18 protein-coding genes are annotated in these 20820 nt (G+C 60.4%); 8 read left to right on the top strand and 10 right to left on the bottom strand.

Annotated elements, in window-relative coordinates; genetic code table 11:
• Positions 1–69 precede the first annotated feature (69 nt).
• The 8 genes from cmoB to L6D81_RS17735 form a co-directional block, all read right to left on the bottom strand.
• Positions 70–1026, bottom strand: coding sequence for a tRNA 5-methoxyuridine(34)/uridine 5-oxyacetic acid(34) synthase CmoB (gene cmoB / locus L6D81_RS17700; protein ID WP_236181245.1), 957 nt, complete (start codon positions 1024–1026; stop codon positions 70–72).
• The gene (gene cmoA, locus L6D81_RS17705) at positions 1023–1730 is read right to left on the bottom strand and encodes a carboxy-S-adenosyl-L-methionine synthase CmoA (RefSeq protein WP_219736936.1); all 708 of its coding nucleotides are present in this window, start codon (positions 1728–1730) and stop codon (positions 1023–1025) included. Before cmoA ends, cmoB begins: the two co-directional genes overlap by 4 nt.
• A gap of 121 nt (positions 1731–1851) precedes the next feature.
• Positions 1852–2496: a lysoplasmalogenase gene (locus tag L6D81_RS17710; protein ID WP_236181246.1), complete on the bottom strand. Its 645-nt coding sequence runs from the start codon at positions 2494–2496 to the stop codon at positions 1852–1854.
• Between the two features lie 2 nt (positions 2497–2498).
• Positions 2499–2891: a protease inhibitor I42 family protein gene (locus L6D81_RS17715; RefSeq protein ID WP_236181247.1), complete on the bottom strand. Its 393-nt coding sequence runs from the start codon at positions 2889–2891 to the stop codon at positions 2499–2501.
• Between the two features lie 121 nt (positions 2892–3012).
• On the bottom strand, positions 3013–3390 hold the full coding sequence (locus L6D81_RS17720) for a hypothetical protein (protein ID WP_236181248.1): 378 nt from the start codon (positions 3388–3390) through the stop codon (positions 3013–3015).
• Between the two features lie 167 nt (positions 3391–3557).
• A complete protein-coding gene (gene lon / locus L6D81_RS17725; protein ID WP_236181249.1) occupies positions 3558–5981 on the bottom strand; it encodes an endopeptidase La in 2424 nt (807 codons plus the stop codon).
• Between the two features lie 962 nt (positions 5982–6943).
• A complete protein-coding gene (locus L6D81_RS17730) occupies positions 6944–9355 on the bottom strand; it encodes a glucose/quinate/shikimate family membrane-bound PQQ-dependent dehydrogenase (protein WP_236181250.1) in 2412 nt (803 codons plus the stop codon).
• 124 nt (positions 9356–9479) lie between these two features.
• A complete protein-coding gene (locus L6D81_RS17735; protein WP_236181251.1) occupies positions 9480–10841 on the bottom strand; it encodes a carbohydrate porin in 1362 nt (453 codons plus the stop codon).
• 301 nt (positions 10842–11142) lie between these two features.
• Between L6D81_RS17735 and L6D81_RS17740 the strand changes: the two genes are divergently transcribed.
• Entirely contained in the window at positions 11143–11373 is a 231-nt protein-coding gene (locus tag L6D81_RS17740; RefSeq protein WP_007956650.1) for a VF530 family protein, read from the top strand.
• Between the two features lies 1 nt (position 11374).
• Positions 11375–12013 carry a Pr6Pr family membrane protein gene (locus L6D81_RS17745; RefSeq protein ID WP_236181252.1) on the top strand — a complete coding sequence of 213 codons (639 nt, stop codon included), beginning with the start codon at positions 11375–11377 and terminating at the stop codon, positions 12011–12013.
• A 14-nt stretch (positions 12014–12027) separates the two neighbouring features.
• On the opposite strand, the gene L6D81_RS17750 is transcribed toward L6D81_RS17745, so the two are convergent.
• Positions 12028–12813, bottom strand: a complete 786-nt coding sequence (locus L6D81_RS17750; RefSeq protein ID WP_236181253.1) for a siderophore-interacting protein — start codon at positions 12811–12813, stop codon at positions 12028–12030.
• Positions 12810–13385, bottom strand: coding sequence for a PadR family transcriptional regulator (locus L6D81_RS17755; RefSeq protein WP_011335784.1), 576 nt, complete (start codon positions 13383–13385; stop codon positions 12810–12812). The genes L6D81_RS17750 and L6D81_RS17755 overlap by 4 nt, the downstream gene beginning before the upstream one ends.
• Before the next feature lie 502 nt (positions 13386–13887).
• Here L6D81_RS17755 and L6D81_RS17760 point away from each other — a divergent pair.
• The 6 genes from L6D81_RS17760 (at position 13888) to L6D81_RS17785 (ending at position 20795) form a co-directional block, all read left to right on the top strand.
• Entirely contained in the window at positions 13888–14388 is a 501-nt protein-coding gene (locus tag L6D81_RS17760) for a CS1 type fimbrial major subunit (RefSeq protein ID WP_236181254.1), read from the top strand.
• A gap of 81 nt (positions 14389–14469) precedes the next feature.
• Positions 14470–16992, top strand: a complete 2523-nt coding sequence (locus L6D81_RS17765; protein ID WP_236181255.1) for a CS1-pili formation C-terminal domain-containing protein — start codon at positions 14470–14472, stop codon at positions 16990–16992.
• Positions 16993–17029: 37 nt separating this feature from the next.
• On the top strand, positions 17030–18211 hold the full coding sequence (locus tag L6D81_RS17770; protein WP_236181256.1) for a hypothetical protein: 1182 nt from the start codon (positions 17030–17032) through the stop codon (positions 18209–18211).
• 45 nt (positions 18212–18256) lie between these two features.
• A complete protein-coding gene (locus L6D81_RS17775) occupies positions 18257–19000 on the top strand; it encodes a molecular chaperone (RefSeq protein ID WP_236181257.1) in 744 nt (247 codons plus the stop codon).
• Positions 19001–19035: 35 nt separating this feature from the next.
• Positions 19036–19536 carry a CS1 type fimbrial major subunit gene (locus L6D81_RS17780; protein ID WP_236181311.1) on the top strand — a complete coding sequence of 167 codons (501 nt, stop codon included), beginning with the start codon at positions 19036–19038 and terminating at the stop codon, positions 19534–19536.
• Positions 19537–19580: 44 nt separating this feature from the next.
• On the top strand, positions 19581–20795 hold the full coding sequence (locus L6D81_RS17785) for a hypothetical protein (RefSeq protein ID WP_236181258.1): 1215 nt from the start codon (positions 19581–19583) through the stop codon (positions 20793–20795).
• The last annotated feature ends 25 nt before the right edge of the window (positions 20796–20820 follow it).

Genomic DNA, 20820 nt, shown 5'->3' on the forward strand with positions numbered 1-20820 from the left:
ATTGATGTACCTGACACACCGCCTTCGCGAGCAAGCCCGCTCCCACAGGTTTTGTGGTGTTCGGAGGATTTACTTCTTCGCGACAATCACCGCCCGCATCGGCGCCGGCAGCCCTTCGATCGTCTTGCTGTGATCCAGCGGATCAAGGAAATCGCTCAGCGACTGATACTTCATCCACTCCGTCCCGCGCTGTTCTTCAACGGTGGTGGTGCTCACGTCCACGCATTTCACATCGGTGAAACCGGCACGACGCAACCACAATTCCAGCGCCGGCACCGATGGCAGGAACCACACGTTGCGCATCTGCGCATAACGGTCTTCCGGCACCAGCACCTGATGCTTGTCGCCTTCGACCACCAGCGTCTCCAGCACCAGTTCGCCACCCTTTACCAGGCAATCCTTCAGCGCCAGCAAATGCTCGATCGGCGAGCGGCGGTGATAGAACACGCCCATGGAAAACACCGTGTCAAAGCCTTCCAGATTCGGCGGCAGGTCTTCGAACGGGAACGGCAAGTGCCAGGCATTCGGTTCGGACAGATAACGCTGCACCGCCTGGAACTGGCAGAAGAACAGCCAGTTCGGATCGACGCCGATCACGCTGTCGGCGCCGGCGCCGAGCATGCGCCACATGTAGTAGCCGTTGCCGCAACCGACATCGAGGATGCGCTTGCCCTTCAGATCCAGATGCGGAGAGACCCGCGACCACTTCCAGTCCGAGCGCCATTCGGTGTCGACGTGCACGCCGAACAGGTCGAACGGCCCCTTGCGCCACGGCGACAGGCCCATCAGCGCCGTACGCATTTGTGCGCGGGTTTCGTCGTCGCAATCGGTGTCCAGTTTCAGGCCGTCGAGCAGGTCGACTTCGGTCGGCTGGATCTTCGGCAGGGCGTCCAGCGCACTTTGCCAGCGCTCCAGATCACCGTGACCTTTCTCCATTTTCTTGTCGAGCTGCACTTGCAGGGTGCTGGCCCATTCGGCCAGCGGCGTGCCGGCCAGACGGCGGGCGAGGGGGGACAGATCAATCATGGCAAGGCAATCAACGAGGCAAAGTTAAGACACTGGAACCACGGCACGACTTTCGAGAACCCGGCGGCCAGCAGGCGTTCGCGGTGTTCTTCGAGGCTGTCGGGCTTCATGACGTTTTCGATGGCGCTGCGCTTCTGGGCGATTTCCAGTTCGCTGTAGCCGTTGGCGCGTTTGAACGCGACGTGCAGGTCGGTCAGCAGCGCGTGTTCTTCGGCGTCATTGAAGCGCAGCTTCTCCGACAGAATCAGCGCGCCGCCCGGCAGCAACGATTGGCGAATACGCGACAGCAGCGCCGTGCGCTGATCCGGGGCGATGAATTGCAGGGTGAAGTTCAGTGCCACCACCGAGGCCGGTTTGAAATCGAGGGCGAGGATGTCGCCTTCGATCACCTCGACCGGCAGCAACTCCTGGAACATCGAATCCTGACCATTGAGGTATTCGCGGCAGCGCTCGACCATCGCCGCCGAGTTATCCACTGCGATCACCCGGCAACCGTCGGTGCGCACATGACGACGCAAGGCTTGAGTGACGGCCCCAAGCGATGAGCCAAGGTCGTAGAGCACGCTGTTCGGTTGGGCGAACTGCGCTGCGAGCACACCGAGGTTTTCGACGATGGTCGGATAACCCGGCACCGAGCGCTTGATCATGTCCGGGAACACCCGCACCACGTCTTCGTTGAAAGCGAAGTCAGGCACCTGGGCCATCGGCTGGGCGAAAATGCGATCGGGTTCTTTACTCACGGCGGTTCCGGCGGTGTCGATGAAAAGGCCGGCATTTTAGCCAAACTGGCGCGCCGATGCGCGGGTTGTCTGATAAACCGCCGACTCACAGCTGCGGACGTTTGCTCTGTGAAAACGCCGATGCCGCAATCCCCCACTGCCCCAGCCAGTAACTGAGGATGATGATGTAGGGCGCCGCATTGAACGGTGACACGAACCGGTTGATGCCAATCACGCTGTCGGAGAACACGAACGCCACAGCACCGCCCGCTGCCAGCAGTGCCGAACGTTGCGGTACGCCGCTGCCGAGTCGGGCCAGGGCACGCCAGAGCATGGCGCTGATGGCGGTGCCGTAGACGATCACTGGCACGGTCAATGGCCCGAGTCCGCTGGAAATCAGTATTCCCAACAACACGGCTCCGACGCTGAGCGCCAGGATCAGCGGCAGCAGGGCCAGGCGTCGGCAATCGCTGAGGTAAGCCTTGAGATACGCCAGATGCGCGACCAGAAACGCGCCGAGACCGAAGACGAACAAATCCCCCGGCCACGCCAGCAACACATCGCCGACCAACGAGAAAATCAGACCGAGGCTGATCCAGCGCCGATAGTCACTCGGCGGCGCATCGTGCAGCCAGCCCAGCAACGCCAGCACCGGCAGCGGTTTGACCAGCAGACAAAGCAACGCGGCATGGGTGCTGACGCCGTAGAGAAAGGTCACGGCGCCCATCAGCGCGAGGATCAGCCAGCCCACGATCAGTTCACCGAAATGGCGCAGTCAAAGGTTTCTACCGGCAACACTTCCGGCGCCCACGGTTGTTGCGAAGTCAGGCGCAGACGACCGGTACCGGTGGCGAAGGCCTGGAAGCGCCAGGTCGACAGACCAGCCGCGCCGACCACGCCGGCATCTTCCGGGTTGCTGTAGACCTCGGGGCTGAGGGCGCGCAATACGCCGCCGGCGGAATCCTGGATGGCCCAGCGGTAACCGGTGGTGGGGTTGCTCGGGAGCATGACGATCAGGTTTTGCCCGTTGGTCAGGCGCACCGGGCATTGGCTCTGTTTTTCCACGGTCACGTTGGTTTTCGGTTGCGTGGCGCAGGCGGCCAGCAGGGCGAGGGACAGGGGGGCAAACAGGCGAAGGGGGGACATGGATTCAGTGGCTCCGGCGTTGGCGACGAACGGCGAGCATAACTGAAGATGAGACAAAGTGTGACCAAAGCCGCGCAGGCCAAGGCTGCGCGCTGTCGATCAGCCAGAGTCTGGGGAGACTTTATCCACTCACGTCGAGTTGCACCTGAATAGGATCGTGATGGCCGTGGAAATCAAGTACAAAACCAATTCGATATTTCCTGTTGGTGTTGTCCAACTCGGAATTGAACGTTCCCCTGTAGGCGTACTGTGTTCCTTTTACGTTGAGGTAGAAAACTTCCATTAGCTTCTCACCGCTCTTGAATTCGTGCTCGCCGTCAGGCGTTGATGGATCAATTGTAAGTTTGATTGCCTGTCCATTCGGAAAACCCAGTTCCTTGGATCCTTCGATTGTTATGTAGCCTTGTTCTTGCTTTACCGCGATATGGTCGGTTTCGAAGAGTTCCTGGCCGTTTTGTGTAACCGTAAAATAATCGGAAATATTCGATTGTGTTGACATTGATGGATTCCCTGAATGACTAAGTCGAAAGGGAAGTCTGAGCGCAGGTGGGGCGACGGGGTACTGTAAAAGTTGACAGTTTTTTATCGTTTTTTGCGATAGGGAATCTTCGTTTGGTTATTTGGACCAAGGCATTCCAATAGAGGCAATGCCTTGGTTGCATCGGGTTAAAACAAGACCTTCACCACATCCGAAAATTTCTTGGCGAAATGCACCGTAATGCCTTCCTTCAAGTAATCCGGCAGCTCTTCGAAGTTGCCGCGATTCGCCTCCGGCAGAATCAACTCGAAAATCTTCTGCCGCCGCGCCGCAATCACCTTTTCGCGCACCCCGCCAATCGGCAGCACATGCCCGGTCAGCGTCAGCTCGCCGGTCATCGCCACACCTTTTTTCGGCGGCTGGTTACGGGCGAGGGAGAGCAGGGCACTGGCCATGGTCACGCCGGCGCTCGGGCCGTCTTTCGGTGTCGCGCCTTCCGGCACGTGCAGGTGGACGAAAGCCTCGTCGAAGAACTTCGGATCGCCACCGAAGGATTTGAGGTGCGAACTGACGTAGCTGTAGGCGATCTCCGCCGACTCCTTCATCACATCGCCCAGTTGCCCGGTGAGTTTGAAACCACGATTGAGCGTGTGGATCCGCGTGGCCTCGATCGGCAGGGTCGCGCCACCCATGCTGGTCCAGGCCAGGCCGGTAATCACGCCGGTACCGGACAGCACCTGCTCGTTGCGAAACACCGGATGGCCGAGTGACGCTTCAAGGTCTTTCGGGCCGATCTTGATCACCGCTTTCGGGTCGTCGATCAGCTTCATCACCGCTTTGCGCACCAGTTTGCCCATCTGTTTTTCCAGCTGGCGCACGCCGGCTTCACGGGCGTAGCCGTCGATCAAAGCTTTGAGGGCGGTATCGCTGATGCTCAGGCTGCCCTTGGACACGCCGGCCTTTTCCAGCAGTTTCGGCCACAGGTGACGCTTGGCGATGGCGACTTTTTCTTCGGTGATGTAGCCCGACAGGCGAATCACTTCCATCCGGTCCAGCAACGGGCCGGGAATCGAGTCCAGGGTGTTGGCGGTGCAGACAAACAGGACTTTCGACAGGTCCATCCGCAGGTCCAGATAATGGTCGAGGAATTCGACGTTCTGTTCCGGATCAAGCGTTTCCAGCAGCGCCGAGGCCGGGTCGCCCTGGTAGCTCTGGCCCATCTTGTCGATCTCGTCGAGCATGATCACCGGGTTCATCACTTCGACGTCTTTCAGCGCCTGCACGAGTTTGCCCGGCTGCGCGCCGATGTAGGTGCGGCGGTGGCCCTTGATCTCGGCTTCGTCACGCATGCCGCCGAGGCTGAAGCGGTAGAACGGCCGGCCGAGGGATTCGGCGATGGACTTGCCGACGCTGGTTTTACCCACGCCCGGCGGGCCGACCAGCAACACGATGGAGCCACTGATTTCGCCTTTATAGGCACCGACCGCGAGGAATTCGAGGATGCGGTCCTTGATGTCCTCAAGCCCTGCGTGGTGTTTGTCCAGCACCTTGCGCGCGTGCTTGAGGTCAAGCTTGTCCTCGCCGTACACGCCCCAAGGCACCGAGGTCGCCCAGTCGAGGTAATTGCGGGTGACCGCGTACTCCGGCGATCCGGTTTCGAGGATCGACAGCTTGTTCATCTCTTCTTCGAGGCGTTTTTGCACCTGCGTCGGCAGGACCTTGCCTTCCAGGCGCTGCTCGAACTGTTCGAGGTCGGCGCTGCGGTCGTCCTTGGTCAGGCCGAGTTCCTGCTGGATGACCTTGAGCTGTTCCTTGAGGAAGAACTCGCGCTGATGCTCGCCGATCTTGCGGTTCACTTCGGCAGAGATTTCTTTTTGCAGGCGCGCGACTTCGACTTCCTTGCGCAGCATCGGCAGGACTTTTTCCATGCGCTTGAGCATCGGTACGCAGTCGAGGACTTCTTGCAGCTCATTGCCGGTGGCCGATGTGAGGGCAGCGGCGAAGTCGGTCAGCGGCGACGGATCGTTGGGGCTGAAGCGGTTGAGGTAGTTCTTCAGCTCCTCGCTGTACAGCGGGTTGAGCGGCAGCAGTTCCTTGATCGCGTTGATCAGCGCCATGCCGTAGGCCTTGACCTCGTCGGTCGGCTCGGTGGGCTGGTGCGGGTATTCGACTTCCACGAGATACGGCGGGCGGTGGTGCTTGAGCCAGGTCTTGATGCGTACGCGGCTCAGGCCCTGGGCGACGAATTGCAGTTTGCCGTTTTCGCGGCTGGCATGGTGCACCTTGACCAGGGTGCCGTATTGCGGCAACGCCTTGGTGTCGAAGTGGCGCGGGTCTTCCTGGGGCGTGTCCATGAAGAACAGGGCCAGGGAGTGGTGTTCGGATTTGCTGACCAGTTCGAGGGTTTCGGCCCAGGGCTCTTCGTTGACGATGACCGGCAGGACCTGGGCCGGGAAGAACGGGCGGTTGTGGATCGGGATGATGTAGACCTTGTCCGGCAGGTTCTGGCCGGGCAGGGCCAGGCCTTTGCCGGGGACGTGGTGTTCGATGTGGTCTTCTTGGGCTTCGGTGTAGTCGTCTGGGTTTTCAGGGAATTCTTGCTGGTCGCTCATGGGGCACCTGCGCAATTGGGTATGGCTGTTAGATGGGGCAGGGGTTGGGTGGTTTCAATGGGGGTGGGTGTTTCTGCTTGTGTGTTCAGGGTTTTGACAGGGTTTTGGACTTGGCGGCCTCTGGGCCGACCAGGTTTCTGGGTTTTGGGTGAATATCCGTTTCTGCGGGTGTTGCCGCTGGCGGTTTCGCCCTTACGGCGAGTCCCTTTGGCAAACGCCCCAAAGGAACCAAAGGTCTAGGCCCCTGCGTTCGGCGCCTCGCTGTGGCTCGGCGTTCCTTCGTTCCGGGATTCATCCGGGGGCATCGCCTACGGTTTGCTTCGCTGCACCTCCTCTCGATGCATGCGGCTTCGCCGCACGGTCGCTGCGCTCCCACCCCCGGATAAATCCCTCCACTCAGCCTTCCGATGGGGCCGGCACGTCAAGAGCGGTACTCGAGCTAACGCTCATCGTGGGGAGTGGTGAGAGGCGAAAGGCGAAAGGCGAAAGGCGGAGGGCGTGCTGCTTGATCGTTCCCACGCTCTGCGTGGGAATGCAGCCGGGACGCTCTGCGTCCCAATCGATCTGCCAGCGAATACGGTTTGTGGCTGGCAGTCGATTTCGTGAGGGTGGCAGCTGTGCGCGGGTTCGCAGACCGGATCACTCGGAAAACTCCGGCACACCCGAAGGTATCCCGCGCACAGCCACCATTAACAAACGAAAAGTACCGAGGCAATTCGGATTGGGGTGGCGATTATGTACCAAGTGAGTTGAGCGGACTGCGACGCCCGTTCGCTGAATGTTTCAGCGACCCCCAAAGCCTATCCACCCCATTTCCGAGCGACAACCGACGCGGCATGTCAGAAACATCCCCTGCAAACACCCTGTCTGTAGGACATACACACCCTGTGTAAAAAACGCAGCCCACAAAAAAGGCGACACCCCTCACAGGGCATCGCCTTTCCTTTTACCGCCGTTACAACTTATTCCGGCAGTTTGTACGCAATCACATAGTCACCCATCTTGGTGCCCAGCGAGCCGTGACCACCCACCACGAGCAGGACGTATTGCTTGCCGTCCTTGCCGGTGTAGGTCATCGGGGTCGCTTGGCCGCCGGCTGGCAGACGCGATTTCCACAGTTCTTTACCGGTGTTCACGTCGTAGGCGCGCAGGTACTGGTCGAGGGTGCCGCTGAGGAAGCCGACGCCGCCGGCAGTGACGATCGAGCCGCCCATGCTTGGCACACCCAGGGTGAAGCCGATCGGGATTGGCGAGCTGTCGCGGCTGGTGCCGTTCTTGCGTTTCCAGACGACTTTGCCGGTGGTCAGGTCGATACCGGCGACGTAGCCCCAGGCCGGAGCCTGGCACGGTACGCCCAGTGGCGACATGAACGGGTGCATGATCACCGCGTATGGCGCGCCGGTGTTCGGCTGCACGCCAGCGGTTTCGCTCTCGCGTTTGCTGCCGGCCGCGACTTTCTCGCGTGGCACCATTTTCGAGACGAAGGCCATGTAGTTCGGGCTGGTGAACAGCATCTGGCGAACCGGGTCGACCGAGACGCCGCCCCAGTTGAACACGCCGACGTTACCCGGATAGATCAGGCTGCCCTGTTCCGACGGAGGCGTGTACTGGCCTTCGTAACGCAGTTCCTTGAACTGGATGCGGCACAGCATCTGATCGAACGGGCTGGCGCCCCACATGGCTTTTTCGGTCAGTTCCGGGGCCAGCAGGTTCAGGTCCGAACGGGCCTGGGTCGGGGCGGTGTGGTCGCCTTTCACGGCGCCTTGCGGAACCGGGATTTCGCGGATCGGGATGATCGGCGTGCCGTCGCGACGGTCGAGGACGTACAGGCTGCCCTGTTTGGTCGGGGCGATCAGCGCAGGCTTGATGCCGTCGGCGGTTTTCATGTCCAGCAGGGTTGGCTGGCTGCCGACGTCCATGTCCCACAGGTCGTGGTGGGTGAACTGGTAGTTCCAGCGCACTTTACCGGTGGCCAGGTCCAGAGCCACGATGCCGGCACTGAATTTCTCGGCGCCCGGGGTGCGGTCGGCGCCCCACTGGTCCGGGGTCTGGTTGCCCAGTGGCAGGTAGACCATGCCGAGTTTTTCATCGACGCTGGCCAGCGACCACATGTTGGCCGAGTTACGGCTGTAGGTTTCGCCCGGCGCCAAAGGCTCGGTGGCGTCTGGCTTGTCGCTGTCCCAGTTCCAGACGAGGTGACCGTCACGCACGTCGAAAGCGCGGATCACGCCCGATGGCTCGTTGGTCGATTCGTTGTCGGTCACGTGGCCGCCCATGATCACCAGATCACGGGTGATGGCGGCAGGCGAGGTGGAATAGTAGCCACCGGCGGTGAACGGGCCGATCCCCTGGGTCAGGTCAACCACGCCGTTGGTGCCGAAGCCTTCGCAGATCTTGCCGGTGTCGGCGTTCAGTGCGATCAGGCGGGCATCGGCGGTTGGCAGGTACAGGCGACGCGGGCAGGCCTGAGCAACGGCTTTGCCGGCCTCGGAGATGACGGCGGAGGCCGCGTTTTCAGACTTGGCGTAAGCCGCTTCGTCGTAGTACGACACGCCACGGCAGGTCATGTGGGCGAAACCCTTGAAGCCGACCGGGCTCTTGATCTGCGGGTCGAAGCGCCACAGTTCCTTGCCGGTGTCCGGGTCCAGCGCCAGCACTTTGCTGTGCGCGGTGCAGGCGTAGAGCATGCCGTTGGCTTTGAGCGGGGTGTTTTCGTTGGTCAGCTCGACCGGGTCATCGGCGGTCGGCAGGTCGCCGGTCTGGATGCGCCAGGCTTCCTGCAGCTTGCCGACGTTGGCCGGGGTGATCTGCTTGAGTGGCGAATAGCGGTCACCGAACTCGGTGCGGCCATAGGCCTGCCAGTCGCCATCAGGCATGGCTGGCGCGGTGCTGGTGGTGTCAGCGGTCTCGCGACCCAGTTCGCCAAAGATTTCGCCCGGGTGGGTGAACAGGCTGGCCAGGGCGGTGACGCCGGCCAGAATCACAGCCACGGTCAAACCGCCGGTGCCCATCGGCGCCGGGCCTGCGAGCAGCAGCGGACGACGGAACCATGGCAGCAGCATCACGAAACCGAGGACAAACCACAGCGCCAGGCGCGGCACCAGTTGCCACCAGTCCAGACCGACTTCCCACAGCGCCCAGACGGTGCTGGCGAACAGCACGATGGCGTACAGGCCCAATGCCGCGCGACGACGCATCAGCATCAGTATGCCGGTCAGCGTGATGCCGATACCGGCCAGCAGGTAATACAGCGAGCCGCCGAGCGTACTCAGCTTGATTCCCCCGGCCAGCATGGCCAGGCCCATCAGCAGAAGCAGAATGCCGAGCAGGTTCGGCAGAAGACGGCTTCGACTCGAAGCACCTTCAGTGCTCATAGTGTGATTCTCCGTGACGTTTATGTAGTCCCGCGCTGTAGTCACTGTAGATGACGATTTGGCGTGGGCATGGTTCAAGTAAAACTTGTGTAGCTAGCTAAATTTCTTGTGGGGGCGATGTCGGTCAGAACGACGACTGGATCTTGATCCCGCCGATCAGCGCGTCATCGACCTTGTCCACACCCCCTGGATGGCGGATGTATTGCAGGTTCGGGCGCACGGTCAGCCAGTTCGTCACGTGCACGCCGTAGTAGAGTTCGGCGCTGTATTCGGTGTCCTGCGGTGGCAGGAAGGACGGATCGTCGTAGTCGTAGACGGCGCGGGCCTGGTTGGTCGCCTCGGCGTTCTTGCGGTAGGCCGGGTTGACGTGAACGCGGGCCAGGGCGAAACCGATGTCATCTTTGGCGCGGGCGTCGAACAGGCCTTTGTAGACCACACCGGCCTGGACGTAGTTGTCGATGGCGTTGGTCTTCTTGTCGTGCATCGTGCCGTTGGCAAAAACGCTCAGGCCGCGGGAGTTGTCGCTGGCCACGCTGGTGATCTGCTGCTGCACGCCGAGCCACACGCCGTGTTTGCTCGAAGCACTGCGATAGGCCTCGCCGCTCAGGGCCGCCGGCTGGCCGTTGCGGTCTTTATAGGCGTCGGTGGCCTTGGCATTGCTGTAGTAGTAACCGGCGCGGTATTCGCCCGGCAGGCCGTTGAGTTTCGGCTTCCACACCAGTTCGATCGGCAGGATCGCGCCCTGGGTGCCGCTGCCGCTGAGTTTGAAGCCGTTGCCGCGATCAAGGTTCGACGGGTTCTGCTCATAGGCGCCGACTTGCGCGTACAGCTCGGGTGTCAGGTGGTATTTGACGCGCAGCGCCCACTGGCTGACCGGCCAGTTGTACCAGATGCCGCCGACCCAGTTGCCCACCTGCGAGCCGCAGAACGCCAGGTTCTGGAAGTCGCACGGGAAGCTGTTGAAGTCTTCGCCTTCACCAAAGCGGCCGACCTTGATGTCGAGCTTCTGGTCGAAGAATTTCTGCTGGTACCACATCTGCGTCAGGCGGGTGGTCTGGCCACGGCCCCAGACTTCCTGGGCCGAGGTGAAGCCACCGACACGCGGGTCGTTGATGCGGTCGTTGCTGATGTTGTTGCCGCTGCGCTTGGTCACGGTCAACTGAAATTCAGCGTCGTTCCAGCCCAGCAGTTTTTGCAGGTCCAGGTGGGTGCCGAGGCCCCATTGGTCGCTGTAGCGCGCGGTGCGGTCATGGTCGTAGCCACCGTGCAGGTTGCTGCCCATTTCGCCGGTGTAGTCGAGCTTGAAGTCGATGCCTTCCGCCGAGAGTTCGCTGCGTGTGCCGTTCCAGTCACCGAGCATCCACGGTGATTCACTGTCGAAGGCCGGGGCGGCCTGGGTGCAGGTGGCGAGGCCAAGGGCGGTGCAGCCGCCGATCAGTCGCAATGTTGAGATAGCGCTGTCTCGGGAGAACGGAAAATCGGGCATGAATAGGGTCTTTCTTGATCTTTTTTGGGGGATAAGCTGGCCGCTACGATTTGACGCAGGCAGTGAAGCGGTTCAGCAGAAGGGCGGCAGGATAATGTCCCGTTACAAAAACACAAAGGGCTTTTGCTGACATGAACCCTTTCGGATTCGGTAACAGTGCGTCATTCGATCACATTGCCGGTGTTGACGGAGCCTGCGATCTTGTGCGGTTCACCTACATTTGAAGGAAGGCCTTCCACCGGCTCTGCCCCTCGGCTAAGGTGCGCGGCTTCTGCATTTCCACTTCGCCCAAAGGCCCGGCATGAACGACCACAATCCCGATCCGCTGCACGGCGTGACCCTCGAACAGATCCTCAATGCGCTGGTGACCCACTACGAATGGTCAGGCCTGGCCGAGCGCATCGACATTCGTTGCTTCAAGAGCGATCCGACCATCAAGTCGAGCCTGACCTTTTTGCGCAAGACGCCATGGGCACGGGAAAAGGTCGAGCGGCTGTACGTGAAACTGATGCGCACCAAGCGTCCGCTCTGAGATGAACGCCGTGTGGCGGCGACGCCTGATCACTTCGGCTGCGGTGCTGGGCTGGGCCGGGCTGGGGATTCAGCTGTACCTGATTTTCTTCGCGCGACTTAGCGTCGGCGCCAGTCTGCTGGGCGGTCTGGTGAGTTTTTTCAGTTACTTCACCGTGATCACCAACACCCTGGTGGCGGCGGTGCTGACCTGCGCGGTGACCGATCGTGAATCCGCGGCACGCCGCTGGTTTTTGCAGCCTTGGGTCAGCAGCGGGATTGCCGTGAGCATTGTCGTGGTGGGCCTGGCCTACAGCATTTTGCTGCGGCATCTATGGCACCCGCAGGGCTGGCAGTTTATCGCTGACGAATTGCTCCACGATGTAATGCCGCTGCTGTTTCTGGCTTATTGGTGGCTGTGCGTGCCGAAGGGCACCCTGCGTCTGAAGCATCTGCCGCTGTGGCTGATTTATCCGCTGGTGTACTTCGCTTATGCGCTGCTGCGCGGGCATTTGCTGGGGGCTTACGCGTATCCGTTCATTGACGTGGCGCTGCTGGGTTATCCACAGGTGTTCGTCAATGCCGGTGGGATTCTGCTGGGGTTTGTGCTGATGGCGTTACTGGTGATCGGCATCGATCGCTGGCAGGGGCGGCGCGCTTAGCGCCGCCGCTCGTTTCACTCTTCCTCGGAGCCTTCGGCGCGCCAGTAACCGACCGCTTTGACGAACTTCTCGTCCAGACCATGCTCATCGAGCAACACCCGGCGGATCTGCCGCGAGACTTTCGTTTCTGTCGCCACCCACGCATACAGATTGCCCTTTGGCACCTGCAATTGTTTGATGGTGGCAAGCAGATTGTCTTTGCCGCCCTCACGCAGCACCCAGATCACGTTGACCTGCGCCGCACTTTCCAGTGTTTGCTGCTCCTTGCCGTTTTCCACTTCGATCACCACCAGCGCCTTGCGATTGGCCGCCAGCCCTTCGAGGCGGCGGGCGATCGCAGGCAGGGCGGTTTCGTCGCCGATCAGCAGGTAGCTGTCGAAGATGTCCGGCACGATCATCGAGCCACGGGGGCCGCCGATATGCAGGAACTGCCCGGGCTTGGCCTGTTCGGCCCAGGTCGAGGCAGGGCCGTCACCGTGCAGGACGAAGTCGATGTCCAGTTCAAGCTTGTCGAGGTCGTAGCGGCGCGGGGTGTAGTCGCGCATTTCGGGCATCGGCACGTCGCTCTTGCCAGCACCGAGCACCAGGGTTTCCAGCGCCGCGGCCTGTTCGGCGTTCTGCGGGAACAGCAGTTTGACGTGATCGTCGGTACCGAGGCTGATGAAGCCGGCCAGTTCCGGTCCGCCGAGGGTGATGCGGCGCATGCGCGGGGTCAGGTCGACCACGCGTAGCACTTCCAGGCGACGACGTTTGATTTCATGCATGACGCGGTGAATGGTTTGGGTATCGACTGAGGTCATTCGGCTTTCTCCGGGGCAGATTGAACGGCGGGGCCGTCGACGATGGCTTTGGCGGTGTCGTTGAGCAGGTCGCGTACGCGCAGGATTTCTTCCGGGCTCCAGCGCCCGTGGTGCATCTGCAAGGCGTGACGCAGGTTGTGCACCGCCTCATGGATTTCCGGCGGCCGGTCGTGGCCGCGCAACGAGCGCTTGCTGACGTCGATGCGCATGCGCACGCCATCCAGCGCCACCGCCTGTTCGCTGAGGGATTGGCGGCCGGCATCGGTCACGGCATAGCGTTTTTTGCCGCCCTCGGCATCGCCGGTGATCATTTCGCTTTCTTCAAGAAACGTCAGGGTCGGGTAGATCACACCGGGGCTGGGGCTGTAGGCGCCATCGAACATGGTTTCGATCTGGCGGATCAGGTCGTAGCCGTGGCACGGCTGTTCGGCGATCAGTGCCAGCAGCAGCAATTTCAAATCGCCCGGGGCGAATACCCGCGGGCCCCGACCGCCGCGTTCGCGACCATGGCGTTTCTCGAAGCCGTCCCGGCTGTCGCCGTGGTCGCGGTGGGGGGAGTGATGGTCTCTCATCTCTGTCTTCTCTCGTCGTATTTAGATACAACGTAAGATATATCTTAAAGATTCGACAAGCGTTTTTTTACTGAGCGTGAAGCTGCCCTGACGAGTGGTCGGGACGCTGAGGGCCAGTCTCGCGCCCCCCTTTGGAGCGAGTAAGTTTCTTCTGGCGTGATGACCGTGAAGTTAAAGTCATAGCTCTAGGAGTGGTTGAGCATATACTCTAAAAAGAGCCGTTGTTGCCGAGTTTGTTAGTTGTAAATGCTGTATGGTTTTTTATCTTGAAGTGTATGTAGGGTCTAACTTACAGGCGTTGTCATGGATATTTAAAATCAGACGTTTTTTCTTTATGGTTGTGAGCATGTTTAACTACACGCTCGTGGGAAGTTGCCTGCTTACTTTCCATTGATAACCCTCGATCATGCCCCGGCGTTGAAAGTTCAAACCGGCACAAACCGTCCGGGCAAGCGCTGTTTTGAACTTTCAACGCTCCATCCTTTAAAAAGACAGGGTATGAATGATGTTCAAGAAAATCGCAATGGCTGCTCCACTGGCTGCACTGGCACTCGGTTCCTCCATGGTGTTTGCCGCAGGCGAAGCGCGTCACTCCATCAGCCTGGTGGCCCACGTGCCGACCAACGGTTTCTACGTGGTTCCGGTCGACCCTGACCTGGTCAGCAAGGATCAGGACATGAGCTTCAGCCCGATTACCGGCACCATGAAACCGGTCAACGGCTTCTTCGATGTGCGTAACAACAATGGTTCGGTACACGGTTCTCTGGAAGGTGTACCGAAACTGGTCGGTGGTTCGAGCATTATCGATCTGGAAGTCAAGTTCAATAATGTGGTGCTCACCCAAACTCCGCAAATGGTGGTCGGTGAAGCCGAGTCCGATGTGAACTATCGTGCGCCGCTAAGTATTACCGCCAAAGGCACTAACTTCACCCCGGGTGACTACACCGGTTCGGTGACCATGATGTTTGACGCGGTTACTCCAGTGGCCAGCGTCAAGCTCTGACATCTGAAAGTAACGAAAGCCGGCTGACAGAGTTGTCTGTCAGTCGGACTTCTTGTCTGTTTGTAATCAGAGTAACTGTTCATGTTCCCGATGACGCCCATCGCGGCTGCGCTTGCGTTGCTGTTTTGTGCCGCAGCCGTGGCGGCACCTGCGGCTTCCGGTACGACACCGCGAAGCCTGTTGGCTCAGGCCAAAGGTTTGCCGACGGATTTTGAAGAGCACTTTTTCGATGTTCCCTTGGCCGTGCGGGTGGAGCTCGATCAACAACCGCTGGGCGAGGCCATGGTGGTCCTGTCCCGCGATGATCGGCTGACACTGCTGGAATTCACCGATACTCAGGACAGTCGCTTCAGCGCCGTCGAACGCGACGTCTGGGCAAGCTATCTCAAACCGGGCGTTGCCCTCGGTGCGTGCACCGGGCAATGCCCCGAACAAATGCTGGCGGTGCACTACAACCTGGAAAGCTCGCTGGTATCGATCGTCACCGAAAACGCCGAACGCGACACCGAGGCCAAGCGCTTCTATGACCAGCCCGACGGCGGCAGCAGCGGTCTGATCGTGCGCAACCAGCTCAACCTCAATGGGGGCCAGGAACAGGATCTGGGCGGTCGTTTCGGCCTGGAGGCCAGCGCCAGCCTGGGTAACTGGAGCCAGACATTCAACATGCAGCTGGCCCGTCTTGGCGGGCCGGATGACCAGCTGTATCACGCCGTGCATGAACTGCATACGCAACGTGAATTGCAGGGCAGTTTCGTGCGGCTGGGCTACTTCACGCCGGCATCCGAGGGCCTGACCCGCCAGCCCCGCACCTTTGGTACCAGTCCGGATACCACCGTTGGGGTGATGTACGGCAGTTCCGACAGTCTGGCGATCAATTCACCCAAGCCGAGCATCTACCCCATCTATGTCACGGCCAACCGGCAGGCATCGGTGGAGGTCTACCGCGACGGTTTGTTGATCAACACGCAATCGGTGCCGGCAGGGTTGCAGACCCTCGATACCCGGCCCTTGCCCGGTGGAATCTATGAAGTCGAAGTGCGCCTGATCGAGGATGGCCAGACCACCTCGACCACCCAGGAGCTGGTCTACAAGCCGAACAACTGGCGCAACCTCGACGAGCGCTGGCGCTACAACCTGTTCGCGGGGCAGGAAGCCAAGTTGTTCAGCAACTGGGACCGCCAGGCCAGCGGCGACCCCACGGCCGGGGCATCGATCAATTACCTGTGGCACCCACGGGTGATTCTCGGACTCTCGGCACGGCAGCTCCGCGAAAAACTGCAATACGGCAGCTCCATCGACTGGACGCTGGCCAACAGCGTCAGTCTGTACGCCAACGTTTACCAGACCGAAGATCACGGCACCGGGCTGGACGTGCAGGGGCTTTACAATTACGGCTCCGGCAGTCTGGTGATCAGTCACAACCGCAGCTGGCTGGACACCACGGACATCTACGACACGCTGCCGGATGGCACCCGGGTGCGTCAGCGCAACGTGTTCGTCGGGCAGACCAGCAATTCGTCGCTGGCGCTCAATCACCGGGTCAGTCGCAAGAGCTCGATCAATGCCCGCATCTCCCACAGTGAAGGCAACACCGAAGGGATCGGTGTCGATCTGGGCTGGAACCAGCGCACCGTGTTGTTCGGCAGCGATGCCAACTGGCGGCTTTCGCTGTTTGATCGACCTGGCAGCTTCAGCAGTGGCGATGCGCGCAATCGCGGGGTCGATCTGAGCGTCAATCTGGCGCTTGGCGGGCCGGGTCAGCAGATCACCGGCAGCATTGGCTCGCGCACGGCACGAGAGGGCGGGCGCGACAACAATGCCTCCCTCGGCTGGCGCATGAATCTGCAGGACCACGTCCTGCAAAACGTCTCGGTGACCGCGCTGACCGACACTTATGGCGTCGGCCTGTCCAGCCTGGCGAGCTTTCGCACCGACTCGCTCAATGGCGACGGTTTTTTGCAGCGCTCTTCGTACAACGGCAACTTCACCGGCGGCCTGAACCTGGACAGCACACTGGTGATGGGCGGCGAGCAGATGGTACTGACCAGCCAGCATGACATGCGCGGCGCCGGCATGATTGTCGATGTCGAGTCCGATATCGATGACATCGCATTGCGTGCCGATGACTTCAGCGGCGGCAGCGCACCGCTGCGCCCGGGCCGCAACTTCATCCCGATCACGGCCTATCAGAACAGCTCGGTGAGCTTCGACTTCGAGGGCAATACCGTTCCGGCCGCCACGATCGAGCCGGCACGCACCCGCTATCACATGAACAAGGGCGGCGTGGAGTACCGCAAGGTGCGCGTGATGAAAACCATGACCGTGCTCGGGCGGCTGGTCGATGCACAGGGGCGACCTCTCAAGGGCCACCATGTGATCAACCACGCCAGTCGCGGGGTGACGGAGGTCGACGGTTTCTTCTCGATGGAAATGAACGCCGGCTCACCCACGCTCGAGGTGCGTCAGGGACAACAACTGCTGTGTCAGTTCCGTCTCGACGCCGATCGCCACCGCAGCGAGAACAACGTGTTGATGATCGGTGATCTGCGTTGCACGCCCGACACGTTGGCCGACGTCAATGCAACCGATCAGAAGGCAGGCTGAATCCATGAAAAGGTTTACAGGGTGGCTGGGACTGTCAATGGCGCTGGGCTCGTCGCCGGTAGAGGCGGCCAGTCAGGAGATAAGGGCTTTGTTCCAGCCTGATCCTGCGCATCCGAACAAGAACGTCTTCGTCAATAAAACGCCCAGTACCGGGTATTGCGCAGATGCTCCGGAGCAGTGTGCTGAGCACAAGATGTTCAGCATTCAGTTACCGATCCGTGTCAATTCGAACCGCAGTATCAAACCGGGTGACAGTATCCCGTTGAAGGTGCCGGCCAACTGGCGGCAGCTGACGGTGACCAACAGCGCAACCCAGGAAGCGGAAACGGTTGAAATGCGCATCATCGGGATCGGGTCGTGGTACGCCCTCAGTGACACTGCGGCCAATCTGGTCGGGGTTTCGGACGTTCTCGAGGGCCATCAAAAGCTTTGGACCTCCAGCAGTTGGGTCTATGTGCCTCCTCCCTGCCAGTACAGCGGTGTCGGGTATTACTGGCCGGATCGCTATCGGTTTTTCTGGAAGGCGCCTGTCGAAGCCAGTTGCGCCAAGGTGGCCGCCTACACGATCCCGGCCATGTCGTTTGAAAGCGTCGATTTTGCCTACGAACTGCGTACTCCCAATCCACTCGGGATGTCTTCGGGTCTTTACACCGGATCGTTGACCTACACGCTCGGCCCGGGTGGCGACTTCGATTTCGGCCCCCTTATGGAGCCAGACGACAGAAGCCTGAGTCTCGACTTTGTCCTGGACGTGCAACACACCCTGAAGGTCGATCTGCCACCCGGTGGCAACAAGGTGACCCTCGAACCTGCCGGCGGCTGGCAGAGCTGGCTGGAAAACGGTCGCAGACCGACCCGGATCTACCGCGACCAGCCGTATTACCTGTCGGCCTCTTCACGCTTCAAAGTGATGATGCAGTGCAACTCGCTGGGCGGGACGGCGTGCCACATGGGCAGCCCGACAGGACGAAGCGCCCAGGTGGAAACGACGATGACGGTACCGCCGGGGATCGTCGGCCCCGGTGGTGGCGAGGGCTGGAGCGGCAAATTGCATCACAACACCTGGATTGGCCCGTTCCAGCCTGTTCAGTACGTCGATCGCAAGGCGGGCAGTCTGCGTTTCGAGATTCCTGAACGGTATTTCTACAGTTTTCTGCAACCCGGCGTCAGCGACACGCTCACGGGCTATATCACGATTATCTGGGACTCGGAAATCTGACGAGCCGGATCGCTCTCTTTTCATTGTTAAAAAAGGTTGAAGACGATGACACGCCTGTTTCCCCTTTTACTGCTCGGTCTGCTTGGCGGGCCTGTACTGGCCGGGCCCCAGATCAATGTCGGCACGGTCTATGACTACCTGGACGGCGACAAGAGCACCTACCTCAAACGTGTATTCAACAGTGGTGACAGCACGGCCTTCGTCAAGGTCAACGTGCTGGAAATCGTGTACGACGACGAAGGGAAACCGCAGGAAATTCCGTTGGAGAATGCCGCCGGCGGTGCCTCTCGCGATGGCGTGATGGCGAGCCCGGCGCGCCTGATTGTTCCGGCCCAGGGCATGCAGGGAACGCGACTGCTGTACATGGGCGAACGGACACGCGAGCGCTATTTCCGTGTGCGTTTCATACCGGTGGTGCCGGAAAAGGAAGATGCGTTCGTGGTGGGGGACGAGGAACGCGAGGACTACGCCAAAAGCCTGGCGGCGGGGGTCAACCTGATGACCGGTTTCGGCACCATCCTGTTTGTCCGTCCCAAGGACACGCGCTTCCAGACGACGGTCGAGGAAAACGACCGCCGTTATGAACTGCGCAACAACGGTAACTCGGTGGTCATCGTCGATGAGTTCAAAAGCTGTTCGTTGCGCGACGACACCGACTGCGGGGCGGTTACCAAGCACCATGTACTGGCTGGCAAGTCCTTTGGTTTCGACAAGGAAAAGGGACGTGAATACCGCTTTTTTCTGATCGAGGGTGGCAGCCGCAAACCCCTCAAGGTCGTGAGTCGATGATCCCGCTCTCCATGGACGCAGCAGGTAACAAGGACATGAACAAGCAATGCACGCGCCTGGCACTGATGGTGGCAGCCAGTCTGATGAGCTCTCTGGCCGGGGCGGCCAGGGAAGAACACGTCTTCGAAGTGTCGCTGACGATTCCGAGCCGGCCGTTCTACGTCATCCCCTCCGAACCGGACTGGGTGCATCGCACGCAGCAACTGTTCTGGGACTACGCCACCTCGACCCTGAGCAGCCTGCGCAAGAATTTCGACGTGCGGCACGACACCAGTGCAATCGAGGCGCGTCTGGACAGTCCCGCCTACCTGTCGAACGGCCGGTCGGGTGAGGAGATCTGGCTGAAGGTCAGTTTCAATGGCGTTGTACTGGGGCCCGAGGTGCCGCCACGGGAAGTGGTGTCGAAGGAGGACGCGGCCGTCGGCAAACGGGTCCTGCTGGAAATTGAACCGGTGAAGCCCACCGGTGGATATCGACCGGGAGAATACAGCGGCAATGTGATGCTGCTGTTCAACGCCAGGGCGCCGGGTGCATGAACGATAGCGGCCCCTCTTTATGGATCAGCAGGCGATTTGCAATGATGAAAAGCGTTACAACCTGGATGGGCGTGCTGGCGGCCCTGAGTCTGTCGACGGCGCAGGCCGTGAATAAGGAAATCCGGGCAGTGTTCCAGCCCGATCCTTCCAAACCCGGCAACAACATGTTTATCAACACGACCCCGAACAGCGGTTATTGCGCGGATTATCCCGGGCAGTGCGCGGACAACAAAATGTTCAGTATCCGGGCTCCGCTGATTTTCCAGGCAGTGCGCTCGCTGTCGCCCGGTGACGGCGTGTCGATACGCATGCCTTCCCACTGGCGCCAGGTGGTGGTGACCAACAGGAATACGCAAGAGACGGCGATCGTTGAAGTGCGCATGACGGGCGTCGGCTCCGAATACCATCTGAATCAGTCCGCCGCCAGTCTGGTGGGCGTGAGCGATCCTGTCGAGGCCCACAGCTTGCTGTGGGGCAGTGGCTGGATGTACGCCCCGACGCCCTGTCAGTACGCCGGCATCGGTCTGGCCGGCTCCAACACGTTTCGGTTTTTCTGGAAGGCTCCGGTCGAGGTGGCGTGTACCAAATTCGCCGCTTACCGGATTCCGTCGATGGCGTTTTCCACCCTCGACTTCGCCTACGAATTGCGCACGCCCAATCCTCTGACGATGTCGAGCGGACAATACACCGGTTCGATGCCTTATATGCTCGGCTCGGGTGGGCACATTGATTTCGGCGCGCTGATGAGACCATTGGACAGCCACCTGACCCTGGATCTGGTTCTGGATGTGCAGCACACCCTTAAAGTCGACCTGCCACCCGGTGGGAACAAGGTGGCTCTGGAACCCGAAGGTGGCTGGCAACGGTGGATCGCCAGCGGTACCCGTCCTGCGCGGATCTACCGTGACCAGGTTTTCAATATTTCCGCCTCCGCTGCTTTCAAGGTCATGATGCAGTGTGATTCGTTCCAGCCTTCCGGGCCCGATTGCCGGCTGAACGGGCAATCGAACACTGCCTGGGTACACACCACACTCAGTTTGCCCGGTGGTATCACAGGGCCTGATGGCGCCCCGGTCAAGGATGTGCCGTTGATGAACTACGCCTGGGTGGGACCCTTCCGGCCCGGCCAGTATGTCGACCGCAAGTCGGGCAACCTGCGGTTCGAAATGCCCCGGGAGGCCATGGATTACCTGTTTCGTCCCGGCATCAATGACACGCTCAAGGGCAACATCACGGTGATCTGGGATTCGGAAGCCTAGAAATGGAAAGCGCCCCTGAAGGCCG

The sequence above is a fragment of the Pseudomonas sputi genome, assembly GCF_021603585.1.
GTDB lineage: Bacteria > Pseudomonadota > Gammaproteobacteria > Pseudomonadales > Pseudomonadaceae > Aquipseudomonas > Aquipseudomonas sputi.

Bases quoted from the DNA above. Each gene is read 5' to 3' on its own strand.
- cmoB (WP_236181245.1), bottom strand. From the start codon at position 1,026: ATGATTGATCTGTCCCCCCTCGCCCGCCGTCTGGCCGGCACGCCGCTG.
- cmoA (WP_219736936.1), bottom strand. From the start codon at position 1,730: ATGGCCCAGGTGCCTGACTTCGCTTTCAACGAAGACGTGGTGCGGGTG.
- L6D81_RS17715 (WP_236181247.1), bottom strand. From the start codon at position 2,891: ATGTCCCCCCTTCGCCTGTTTGCCCCCCTGTCCCTCGCCCTGCTGGCC.
- L6D81_RS17720 (WP_236181248.1), bottom strand. From the start codon at position 3,390: ATGTCAACACAATCGAATATTTCCGATTATTTTACGGTTACACAAAAC.
- lon (WP_236181249.1), bottom strand. From the start codon at position 5,981: ATGAGCGACCAGCAAGAATTCCCTGAAAACCCAGACGACTACACCGAA.
- L6D81_RS17730 (WP_236181250.1), bottom strand. From the start codon at position 9,355: ATGAGCACTGAAGGTGCTTCGAGTCGAAGCCGTCTTCTGCCGAACCTG.
- L6D81_RS17735 (WP_236181251.1), bottom strand. From the start codon at position 10,841: ATGCCCGATTTTCCGTTCTCCCGAGACAGCGCTATCTCAACATTGCGA.
- L6D81_RS17740 (WP_007956650.1), top strand. From the start codon at position 11,143: ATGAACGACCACAATCCCGATCCGCTGCACGGCGTGACCCTCGAACAG.
- L6D81_RS17745 (WP_236181252.1), top strand. From the start codon at position 11,375: ATGAACGCCGTGTGGCGGCGACGCCTGATCACTTCGGCTGCGGTGCTG.
- L6D81_RS17750 (WP_236181253.1), bottom strand. From the start codon at position 12,813: ATGACCTCAGTCGATACCCAAACCATTCACCGCGTCATGCATGAAATC.
- L6D81_RS17755 (WP_011335784.1), bottom strand. From the start codon at position 13,385: ATGAGAGACCATCACTCCCCCCACCGCGACCACGGCGACAGCCGGGAC.
- L6D81_RS17760 (WP_236181254.1), top strand. From the start codon at position 13,888: ATGATGTTCAAGAAAATCGCAATGGCTGCTCCACTGGCTGCACTGGCA.
- L6D81_RS17765 (WP_236181255.1), top strand. From the start codon at position 14,470: ATGTTCCCGATGACGCCCATCGCGGCTGCGCTTGCGTTGCTGTTTTGT.
- L6D81_RS17770 (WP_236181256.1), top strand. From the start codon at position 17,030: ATGGCGCTGGGCTCGTCGCCGGTAGAGGCGGCCAGTCAGGAGATAAGG.
- L6D81_RS17775 (WP_236181257.1), top strand. From the start codon at position 18,257: ATGACACGCCTGTTTCCCCTTTTACTGCTCGGTCTGCTTGGCGGGCCT.
- L6D81_RS17780 (WP_236181311.1), top strand. From the start codon at position 19,036: ATGAACAAGCAATGCACGCGCCTGGCACTGATGGTGGCAGCCAGTCTG.
- L6D81_RS17785 (WP_236181258.1), top strand. From the start codon at position 19,581: ATGAAAAGCGTTACAACCTGGATGGGCGTGCTGGCGGCCCTGAGTCTG.